The organism is Microvirga aerophila (assembly GCF_003332305.1).
GTDB lineage: Bacteria > Pseudomonadota > Alphaproteobacteria > Rhizobiales > Beijerinckiaceae > Microvirga > Microvirga aerophila.
The window spans coordinates 129,593-139,358 of record NZ_QOIO01000010.1 but is presented as its reverse complement, the minus strand read 5'-3'; the positions used below and the strand labels follow the sequence as shown (position 1 = coordinate 139,358).

Annotated in this window: 9 protein-coding genes; 1 reads left to right on the top strand and 8 read right to left on the bottom strand. The window is 63.0% G+C overall.

Features of this window, described 5'->3' with window-relative positions:
• A partial coding sequence (locus DRB19_RS07860; RefSeq protein ID WP_276330602.1) for a DNA translocase FtsK occupies window positions 1-405 on the top strand: 405 nt, incomplete at its 5' end.
• A 124-nt stretch (window positions 406-529) separates the two neighbouring features.
• On the opposite strand, the gene DRB19_RS07855 is transcribed toward DRB19_RS07860, so the two are convergent.
• The 8 genes from DRB19_RS07855 to DRB19_RS07820 form a co-directional block, all read right to left on the bottom strand.
• Window positions 530-1,252 carry a DUF1028 domain-containing protein gene (locus DRB19_RS07855; protein WP_114185478.1) on the bottom strand — a complete coding sequence of 241 codons (723 nt, stop codon included), beginning with the start codon at window positions 1,250-1,252 and terminating at the stop codon, window positions 530-532.
• 13 nt (window positions 1,253-1,265) lie between these two features.
• Entirely contained in the window at window positions 1,266-3,059 is a 1,794-nt protein-coding gene (locus DRB19_RS07850; protein WP_114185477.1) for a gamma-glutamyltransferase family protein, read from the bottom strand.
• 21 nt (window positions 3,060-3,080) lie between these two features.
• Complete coding sequence (locus DRB19_RS07845; protein ID WP_114185476.1) at window positions 3,081-3,953, bottom strand: ABC transporter permease; 873 nt, start codon at window positions 3,951-3,953, stop codon at window positions 3,081-3,083.
• Window positions 3,950-4,897 (bottom strand): ABC transporter permease, encoded by a 948-nt coding sequence (locus tag DRB19_RS07840; RefSeq protein ID WP_114185475.1) that lies wholly within the window; start codon window positions 4,895-4,897, stop codon window positions 3,950-3,952. Before DRB19_RS07840 ends, DRB19_RS07845 begins: the two co-directional genes overlap by 4 nt.
• A gap of 76 nt (window positions 4,898-4,973) precedes the next feature.
• Complete coding sequence (locus DRB19_RS07835; protein ID WP_114185474.1) at window positions 4,974-6,473, bottom strand: ABC transporter substrate-binding protein; 1,500 nt, start codon at window positions 6,471-6,473, stop codon at window positions 4,974-4,976.
• A 25-nt stretch (window positions 6,474-6,498) separates the two neighbouring features.
• Entirely contained in the window at window positions 6,499-7,602 is a 1,104-nt protein-coding gene (locus tag DRB19_RS07830) for an ABC transporter ATP-binding protein (RefSeq protein ID WP_114185473.1), read from the bottom strand.
• Window positions 7,599-8,660: an ABC transporter ATP-binding protein gene (locus DRB19_RS07825; protein ID WP_245439321.1), complete on the bottom strand. Its 1,062-nt coding sequence runs from the start codon at window positions 8,658-8,660 to the stop codon at window positions 7,599-7,601. The genes DRB19_RS07830 and DRB19_RS07825 overlap by 4 nt, the downstream gene beginning before the upstream one ends.
• Window positions 8,650-9,417: a FadR/GntR family transcriptional regulator gene (locus DRB19_RS07820; RefSeq protein WP_114185472.1), complete on the bottom strand. Its 768-nt coding sequence runs from the start codon at window positions 9,415-9,417 to the stop codon at window positions 8,650-8,652. Before DRB19_RS07820 ends, DRB19_RS07825 begins: the two co-directional genes overlap by 11 nt.
• Window positions 9,418-9,766 lie beyond the last annotated feature (349 nt).

Here is a 9,766-nt window from a genome sequence, read left to right as displayed (position 1 = left end):
ATGCTGTACATGGCCGGCGGCGGGCGCATCACCCGCGTGCACGGCCCCTTCTGCTCCGACGAGGAGGTCGAGAAGGTGGTCGCTCACCTCAAGCGCCAGGGCAAGCCAGTCTATCTCGACGCTGTCACGGCGGAGGACGAGGAGGATCAGGAGGCAGAGGATACTCCCGTCTTTGACGAAGGCGAACTCGGCCTCGGATCGGGTGATGCCTACGATCAGGCGGTCGCGGTGGTGCTCCGGCACAAGAAGGCCTCGACCTCCTACATCCAGCGCCGCCTGCAGATCGGCTACAACCGGGCTGCCTCCATAATGGAGCGCATGGAGAAAGAGGGCATCGTGGGCCCCGCCAACCATGCGGGCAAACGCGACATCCTTATGGGCGGACATGGCCTGGACGAGGATTGATCCCGCACCATCCTGGCAGTTCTTATAGGTTTGTCTTCCCGCGCCCGGTTGATCCTGGCGCGGGATTTTTTTTTGGCAAAGTTGGAATGGGATGAAGTTCTATCCGGCCTTACCTGTCGGTCTGTCAGACCGATACCTTCGCAGCACGATCTTGATACTCGCGCGCCTTTTGGTCGATCCAGGCGCGGTCCGTAATGCCTCCAGGGTTGGTGCGGGTGGCCATAGCGTCCATGAAGGCCAGGAAGCGCTCATGCGCCACCCCGTAGAGACGCCGCAGTTCTTCCAGCGGTTCCGCATGATCGTCGACGCGTAGATCCAGCACCGGGTAAGGCTCCCTCCGCCAGATCTTGATGGCGGCGGATTGCTTGCCGCGCTTGTCGCCGCCCTCCGTCTGTCCGGCATCGAGTGCCGTGATCAGGCGGTCGGCAAACGGCAGATCGTTCCGGCGTTTGAAGGTGTCGAGAGTCGCTTCGATCACCGTTGGACCGGCCAACATGTTGCCGGCGACGGACACGCCATTGTCCGTCAGGTGGCCGCACCAGTCGATGCACTCGCTCCCCGTATGGGCGGCGGTGTGGCCGTCCCGATCGATGACGTGGAGCTGGCGGGACTCGCGTCCTGGATCGCCGGCGGTCAGAACCGCGACAATCTCCTCCGCGCTGCGTCCCTCGGCCAGGAGCCGAAGCCCGTCGGTACCGTAAAGTGGATTGACGAGCGCTTGGGTTGCCAATGCACCGATCCTTGCGGCCCCGTGGGGACAGAGCGCTCCCACGGCGAAGAATTTGGTGGTGACCGCGACACCGAAGGCACCGGTCTCTGGATCTCGGGCGAGGATTGACCATGTCATGAGAGGACCTCCCTCAGCGTCCGATAGCGTAGGCCTGCATCAGGCGAGGCGTCGCTGCGCCATGCAGCAATCCATCCTTGTCACGACTTGCCGCTACGAGACGGCCGACCGTCCATGCAGGCGCAACTTCGACCTCGTGACCGCGCGTGCGCAGATCGTCCAGCACGTCCGCGCCAAAGGTTTCCTCCGCCATCACGTGGCCAGGCTTCTGCTCGCGCGGGTAGAAGGAGGACGGGAAATGTGCCGTGTGGGCCATCGGCAGATCGATGGATTCCTGCAGGTTCAGGCCGTGATGAGTATGGCGCAAGAACAGGAGAAGCTGCCATTGCTCCTGCTGGTCGCCGCCGGGCGAGCCAAACACCATGTAGGGCTCGCCGTCCTTTTCCGCGAGGGTCGGCGTGAGCGTGGTGCGAGGACGCTTGCCGGGCTCCAGGCTCGCCGGCAAACCGGGCTCCAGCCAGAACATCTGGGCGCGGGAGTTGAGCATGAAGCCCAGCTCCGGGATCACCGGCGACGATTGCAGCCAGCCACCGGACGGCATGGCGGCAATCATGTTGCCAAACCGATCGACCACATCGATATGCACCGTGTCGCCGCGCCGGGCCGAGCGCATGGATTGAAGGGTGGGCTCGCCGCCCGAGACCTTGCGGTCCGTCGTGGAAAGTTCGCGAAGCGCCTTAAGGGTGCGCTCCACTTGAAGCTCGTGACCGTCGACGCGGCCGGGACGCAGCTCACGGGAGGCTTGGTCCGTGATCAGCTTGCGACGCTCGTCGTTATAGGCATCGGAGAGTAGCGTCTCGATCGGCACCTTCACGAAATCCGGATCGCCGTAATAGGCCTCGCGGTCCGCGAAGGCGAGCTTCATGGCCTCGACCACCGTGTGGATGAACAGGCCGCTTGTCGGCCCCATGCCGGCAAGGTCGAAGTCCTTGAGGAGGGCGAGGGTCTGAAGGAAGACCGGTCCCTGCCCCCAGGGCCTGATTTTGTTCACCCGGAAGTTATGGTAGTCGTAGGTCTGCGGCGCGTCGTAGCTTGCCGACCATGAGGCCATGTCATCCCCTGTGAGCACGCCCTTATGGCGTGCGCCGCTCTGGTCCATGGCCTCCGTCTTGCGCACGAAATCATCGATCGCCTCGGCCACGAAGCCCTTGTAGAAGGCATTGCGCGCCGCTTCGATCTGCGCCTCGCGGTTGCCGCCCTTCGCTTCTGCTTCACGCAGAATGCGCTTCCAGGTTTCAGCCAGTTGCGGATTGCGAAAGAGCTGGCGCGGCTTGGGGGCTTCGCCACCGGGTAGGAACACGGCTGCCGATGTCAGCCATTCCGTTTCAAAAAACTCCTTCAGCCCTTTGATGGTGTCCGCCACGCGGGGCAGAAGAGGGTGGCCGTTCTCGGCGTAGTAGATGGCGGGTTCGAGGACGTCCCGCAGGGACATGCTGCCGTGATCGCGCAGGAGCAGCATCCAGGCGTCAAATGCGCCCGGGATGACGGTTGCCAGCAGGCCGTTGCCCGGAATGAGCTTGAGGCCCTCGCCATGATAATGCTCGATCGTCGCGCCCTTGGGTGCGGTGCCTTGGCCGCAGAGCACTTCGATCTTGCGAGTCTTGGCCGAGTAGAACACTGCCGGGACCTCGCCCGACGGGCCAACCAGATGCGGTTCTACAACCTGCAGCACGAAGCCGGTGGCGACGCAGGCGTCAAAAGCGTTGCCGCCGCGTTCCAGCATCGCCATGCCGGCGGCGGATGCCAGCCAATGGGTCGAGGTGACGACACCGAAGGTGCCGAGGATTTCAGGCCGTGTGGTGAACATGAATTCGGTCCCAGTTGATGTTTATTGTTCGCGAGGGTCGAGCGCGTCGCGCAGGCCGTCGCCAAGAAGATTGAACCCGAGAACGATCAGGAAAATCGCCGTGCCGGGGAAGATCGACATCCACGGGGCCTGATCCATGAAGTTCTTGGCGGTGTTCAGCATTGAGCCCCAGGAGGGGTTCGGCGGCTGCTGGCCGAGGCCGAGGAAGGATAGGCTTGCCTCCGCGATGATGGCGGCGGCGATTGTAAGGGTGCTCTGGACCAGGATGGGCGGAAGCACGTTCGGGAAGATGTAGCGCATGATGATCCAGAAATCGGGCAGGCCGATGGCCCGCGCCCCTTCCACATAGTCCTCGGCCTTGACGGTGAGCACCTGGGCGCGGGTGAGCCGCACAAAGATCGGCATGGCCGAGAGACCAATGGCGATCATGGCGTTCGTCAGGCTGGGGCCCAGGAATGCTGCAAGCGCGATGGCGAGGATCAGGAACGGGATCGCAAGCATTGCTTCCGTAGCGCGAGAGATTACCGCATCGGTCCAGCCGCCGAAATAGCCGGCAATCAGGCCAAAGGGCACGCCGAGCACGACGGCGATCGCCACGGACACGATGCCTGCCATCAGGGACGCCCGCGCCCCCCAGACCATTCGCGAGAACATGTCCCGCCCGAGTTCGTCCGTGCCGAACCAGAATAATGCCGATGGCGCCTTCCGGATCGTCGTGAAGCTCGGCTTGATCGGATCGTACGGCGCAATGAGAGGTGCCACGATGGCGACGAGAATGAAGAACAGAACGATCACGCCGCCAAGCACGGCGCTCCGGTTCTTCAGGAACTTGGAGAGGACGCGGCTGCGCTTTTTCGGCAGCGCGACTTCCTCGGCGGCAAGAGCGAGCGTCATGCGGCATGCCTCAGGCGGGGGTTGACCAGGACGTAGAGCACGTCGGCGAGGAGGTTCATGGCGATAAAGCCCACAGCGGTGCAGAGCACGACCCCTTGCACCACCGCGTAGTCACGGTTGAACACGGCGTCCACGACGAGTTTTCCAAAGCCGGGGATCGTGAAAATCTGCTCGGTGAGCACCGCGCCTGCCAGCAGCTCACCGAAAAGCAGTGTGGACAGCGTCACAATCGGGATGAGCGCGTTGCGCAGGGCGTGCTTGAGAATAACGGCCCGGGACAGGAGGCCTTTCGCCTTGGCAGTGCGGATATAATCCGAGCGCAGGACACCCAGCATCGCGCTCCGGGTATGCCGCATCAGGCTGCCGGCAAGCCCTGTACCGAGGACGATGGCCGGCATGATCATGGTTTTGATGTTGAGCCAAAGATCCTCGGTCGGCGGCACGTAGCCCGATGCAGGCAGAAGCTGCCAGCGGACCGAGACCAGCATGATCAGCATGATACCGAGCCAGAAATTGGGGATCGACAGGCCAGAGAGTGCCACCACATTGGCCGCATAGTCGACCGTCGTGCCCTTCTTGACCGCAGAGATGATGCCGGCCGGGATGCCGATCAGAAGAGCCACGATCATGGCTAGGATCGCGAGCTCGATGGTGACCGGCAGCTTGCTGAGCACGAGTTCGAGGACTGGGATGTCCGTGCGCAGGGAAATGCCGAGGTTGCCCCGCAGAACCTCGCCGAGCCAAACCACGTATTGAATGGGAACGGGATCGTTGAGGCGGTACTTCTCGCGCAGGAACTCGAGCACCGCTGGGTCGCGCTCCTCACCTGCCATGGTGAGAACCGGATCTCCCGGAAGAAGCTGCTGAAGGGCAAAGACCAGCACCGACACAATCAGGAGTGTCGGGATGGCGATCAGAAGGCGTCGGCCGATGTAGCGAAGCATAATGCCGGTGACCCGCGTAACAGGAAGAGCGGCGCGCGCCCGGTGTTGCTTCGGGCGCGCGAGGGATCAAAGGTCGTCAGGAGGCGAGCTTCACGCCCTTCAGGCGGATCATGCCGTCCGGATAGGCCTTGAAGCCCTGAACCTTCTTGGTGTGAGCGAAGGGCCAGGTCTGATAGTAGACGTAGATAATCGGCAACTCGTCCTGCAGGATGGCTTGCGCGGAGTCATAGAGCTGCTTGCGCTTGGTTTCGTCGTTGGTGATGCGAGCCTCGTTCAGCAGACGATCGACCTCCGGGTTGCAGTAACGTCCGTCGTTGAGCCCGCCCTTGCACGTCACGAACTGGTGGATGTTGCCATCGGGATCGACGCGGCCTGACCAGCCGATCTGGTTTACGTCGAAATTGCCTCCTTGCGCCTCTTTCTGGAGGGCAGCGAACTCGGTTGGACGCAGGGAGATGTCGAAGCCAGCCTCGGCCGCCATGGCTTGGATGATCTCGTTGATCTGCTGCGTGGTCGTGCTGTTGCCGAAGGCGATCTCGAACTTCACTCGGTCGACGCCGGCCTCCTTCAGGAGTTGCTTGGCCTTCTCGACGTTGCGCTTGCGCGGAGCGTACTTCTCGTTGGTGTAGATGCTGGCCAGCGGGAAGGGCTGTCCGGCCGGAATGAAGATCCCCTGGCCAACGACCTCGTTGATGACGTCACGGTCGATGGACAGTTCGAACGCCTGGCGCACGCGCTTGTCGCTGCCAAGCGGGCTCTTGGCCCGGTCGCCGTTGTTCGTGTTGATCGTCAAGCCCTGGTAGCCGATGCCGGTCACGGGTGCGAAGGTCAGCTTCGCGTCACCCTTCACGGCCGCGATATCGCTGGGCGCTAGGCGCTCCAGGATGTCGAGATCGCCGGACTGGAGATTAGCGAGGCGCACGGTCGTATCGGGGATCGGCGTGAACACGACGCGGTCGAAGTTGTACTCCTTGGCGTTCCAGTGCTCCTTGAAGCGCTCCAGCACGATCCGGTCGTTCTGCACCCGCTCGACGAACTTGAAGGGCCCGGAGCACACCGGCTTCTGTGCGAAGTCGGCTGCGGCCAGAGCCTTCGGGGACATCATCATGCCGGCGCGGTCGGAAAGCTGGGAGAGCAGCGGCGCGTCCGGGCGAGATAGCTTGAGGGCGACCGTCAGTTCGTCCACGGCCTCGACGCTTTCCACCGAGGTCAACTCGCTCTTGCGCAGGCTGTCCTGCAGGGTGCGCGCCCGGTCGATATTGGCCTTCACGGCGGCCGCGTTGAAGGGCTCGCCGTCGTGGAACTTCACTCCAGGGCGAAGCTTGAAGGTCAGCGTCTTCCCGTCGTCGGCCCACTGCCATTCTGTGGCAAGCTCGGGAACGAACTTCAGGTCGGGCGTGATGTCGACGAGCTTGTCGCACAGCGACGTGAACACGATGCGTCCGACAAAGGTGCGGGCGCGATGCGGATCGAGCACGTCGGGATCTTCCTGCAGACCGATCCTCAGGGTCTGGGCAGAGACGGCGGTGCTCATCAGAAGACCGGCGGCCAGGGCCATCAAAGTCAGACGTTTCATTTTCTCGTTCTCCACTTCCTCTGGACTATAGGCTCGGCGCGACAGCGTTATCCTGTCGTTCACGCCAAGTTCGGTAGAGCTCCAGACGCTTCGCGAGCGCTGGGCTTGGAGGGGGCGCGGTGATGGACCCCGCACCGGCTCCCTGAATCTCGCGCCAGAAATGGCACGCCACACGCCGACCCTCAGGGGTTGCTTCGAGCGCCGGGGTCTGCTGGCTGCAGACCGGCCTCGCATGGGGGCAGCGGGTGTGGAAGCGGCACCCCGATGGAGGCGATGCCGGGCTCGGAATATCGCCCTGGAGCAGAACCTTCGGCTGGCGGCTCGAAGGGCTCGGCACCGGAATGGCTGCCAGCAAGGCCTGCGTGTAGGGATGGAGCGGATTGTCGAAGAGCGCGTCCGTCTCGCTCAGTTCCATGATCTGGCCGAGATACATGACAGCGACCCGATCACTCATGTGCCGGATCACCGCGAGATCGTGCGCGACGATTACAAGGGTGAGCCCGAAACGCTCCTTGAGATCCTCGAGCAGGTTGATGATCTGCGCCTGAATCGACACGTCAAGGGCCGAAACCGGCTCGTCACCGATGATCAGCTTCGGGTCTCCCGCCAAAGCTCGGGCGATGCCAATGCGCTGGCGCTGTCCACCCGAGAATTCATGGGGGTAGCGGTCCGCGTGCGCTGCCCTAAGACCAACTGTATTCAAAAGTTCGGCGACGCGATCGCGTCGCTCTGACCCTTTGGCCAGTCCGTGAAGCCAGATCGGTTCGCCGACGATGTCGCCCACGTTCATGCGCGGATTGAGGGAGGCGAACGGGTCCTGGAAGATGATCTGCAGCTCGCGCCGCAGGCGGCGCACGTCGTTCGGCTTGAGGGAAAGGATAGACTGTCCCTCATAGCGCACATCGCCGCTTGTCGCCTCGATGAGGCGCAGGAGCAAGCGGCCGAGGGTGGATTTCCCGCAGCCGGATTCTCCCACGATCGCGAAGGTCTCACCGCGTTGGACGGCCAGAGACACGCCGTCGACGGCGCGCACCACTGTGGGTGTCGACAGCAATCCGCCGCCGCCGAAGTGCTTCTTGAGGTCGATGCCTTCGAGAATGACGTCGTTGCGCGGTGCAGCGGCGCTCATGCGGCTTCTCCACGCTTGACTTCGAGGGGGGCGTACCAGCAGCGCGCCCTGTGGCCGGGCGCGATCTCGCCAAGCGGAGGAGGATCGTTGGCGCAGTGCTGGTCCGAGAACGGGCAGCGCGGCGTGAAGCGGCAGCCCTTGGGCATCAGCTCCGGCGGCGGCACGCTTCCGCGGATCGTCGCCAACCGGCCCTGTCTGCGGCCGAGGGACGGGACGGACCCCATGAGGCCAATTGTATAGGGATGCTGCGGATCTTCGAAGATCGCTTCGACTGGGCCTGTCTCGACCACGCGGCCTGCGTACATGACCGCCACCTCGTCGGCTACTTCGGCCACCACGCCGAGATCGTGTGTGATCATGATCATGGAGGTCCCAGTCTCCTCCTGGAGACGACGGACGAGGGTGAGAATTTGCGCCTGGATCGTTACGTCGAGGGCGGTCGTCGGCTCGTCGGCGATCAGGAGCTGCGGATCATTGGCGAGCGCCATGGCGATCATCACGCGCTGACGCATGCCGCCGGACATCTCGTGCGGATAGGCTTTCAGGCGCTTTTCGGGGGCGGGGATGCGCACCTTTCTGAGCATTTCCAGCGCGCGCTCCCAGGCCTCGGCCTTCGAGACCTTTCGGTGCCGGACGATCCCCTCGGCGATCTGGTCGCCGATGGTGAAGGCTGGATTGAGCGAGGTCATCGGCTCCTGAAAGATCATCGCCATCCGGTCGCCGCGCATGTCGGCCCGCTCATGCTCATCGAGGCTCAGCAGATCCTTTCCCTCGAACATGGCGGAGCCCGCCACGATCCTCGCAGGCGGCGTTGGCAGGAGACCCATGAGGGCCAGAGCCGTGACACTCTTGCCGCAGCCGGATTCGCCGACGAGGCAGAGGGTCTTGCCCTTGCCGACCGAGAACGAAACATCGTCGACGACATTCACGTCCTTGGGAGCGCCATCGAAGCGGATCGACAACCCTTGTAAATCCAGAAGCGGTTGCTCGCTCGTACCTATGAGTTTGCCTGGGCCGTTTGCCCCCGTGACGTGCTGCAACGGTGCATCATGTACCATGTCGAAGCTTATCCTTGGAGTTGGGCAAGGTTACTGATGAAAGTTTCTGCTCGTTCAGTGGCGGACGGGTCATGACCTTGAGAAGGCCGTCCCGCACCAGTTCAAGGTGTTCGCGCATCGCCTGCTCGGCGGCGTGTGCCTCGCGCTGGGCAATGGCCGCGATGACGCGCCGGTGCTGCTCCACGTAAGCTGACTGGCGGTCCCTGGACCGCGCGCGTTCGCGCAGAACCTGCCACCCCACATCTTGGCGGACCCGGTCGACCATGTCGAAGATGGCGAGGAGCAAGGTGTTGCCTGCAGCCTCCGCAATGGCGCGATGAAGCGCGCCGTCCCACAATTCGAGCGCGTCCGCATCGGTGCTCGAGGCGATCTTGTCGGCAATCCGGAGCAGCCTTTCCGTGTCGCCGTTCGATGCCCGCAGAGCGGCGAGACGCGCCAGCGCCGGCTCGATCTCGAGGCGCACATCCATCACCTCAAGCGGGTTCGTGCGGCTCGACAATTCTTCAATGCCTGTCGGGGAATGCACGGGGCGCGGTCCCAGGAACGTGCCCTTGCCCTGATGCCGCCAGATCCGCCCTTCGGCCTCGAGAACTTCCAGAGCGCGTCGCAGGGCGCGTCGGCCGATCCCGATCTGTGCAGCCAGAACGCGCTCGGGTGGAAGCCTTTGGCCCGCGTCGAACGAGCCCTCGTCGAGCAGCGCCCGAAGGCGGCCGAGGGCCAGATTGGAACTGTCCGACAGAGGCGCCGTGTCCAACATTCAAACTTCCGTTGCGATCCAATATTGCTATTGGTCCCGAGTTCAATGGAATTTTGTTGCGAAGATCAATGATCTGTCGCAACGGAAGATAAGATGAAAGCGAACCAATTTGCAAATGGTATCGTACAGACATGCTCGGCAGGCTTGCTGAATTGACGCGCAGGTGGAGCCTCAAGAGGCATTTGCCTGCGGTCTAGGCCCCATTTCTCGAAACTCCGGATCGCAATCCGGCTGAGCCCTGACAGCAGCGTGCGCTGAGCGCCTTCTTTTTAGGCTCGCGCTTCTTTTCTAAGCAGTCCCACCTGCGTTTGATCCAATTGCTCGGCCGCTCGCACTCCGGTCTCGGTCC

What these genes read in the sequence shown, in the direction of transcription:
- DRB19_RS07820 (WP_114185472.1), bottom strand. Translation starts at nt 9,417, where the DNA reads ATGTTGGACACGGCGCCTCTGTCGGACAGTTCCAATCTGGCCCTCGGC.
- DRB19_RS07825 (WP_245439321.1), bottom strand. Translation starts at nt 8,660, where the DNA reads ATGGTACATGATGCACCGTTGCAGCACGTCACGGGGGCAAACGGCCCA.
- DRB19_RS07830 (WP_114185473.1), bottom strand. Translation starts at nt 7,602, where the DNA reads ATGAGCGCCGCTGCACCGCGCAACGACGTCATTCTCGAAGGCATCGAC.
- DRB19_RS07855 (WP_114185478.1), bottom strand. Translation starts at nt 1,252, where the DNA reads ATGACATGGTCAATCCTCGCCCGAGATCCAGAGACCGGTGCCTTCGGT.
- DRB19_RS07840 (WP_114185475.1), bottom strand. Translation starts at nt 4,897, where the DNA reads ATGCTTCGCTACATCGGCCGACGCCTTCTGATCGCCATCCCGACACTC.
- DRB19_RS07850 (WP_114185477.1), bottom strand. Translation starts at nt 3,059, where the DNA reads ATGTTCACCACACGGCCTGAAATCCTCGGCACCTTCGGTGTCGTCACC.
- DRB19_RS07845 (WP_114185476.1), bottom strand. Translation starts at nt 3,953, where the DNA reads ATGACGCTCGCTCTTGCCGCCGAGGAAGTCGCGCTGCCGAAAAAGCGC.
- DRB19_RS07835 (WP_114185474.1), bottom strand. Translation starts at nt 6,473, where the DNA reads ATGAAACGTCTGACTTTGATGGCCCTGGCCGCCGGTCTTCTGATGAGC.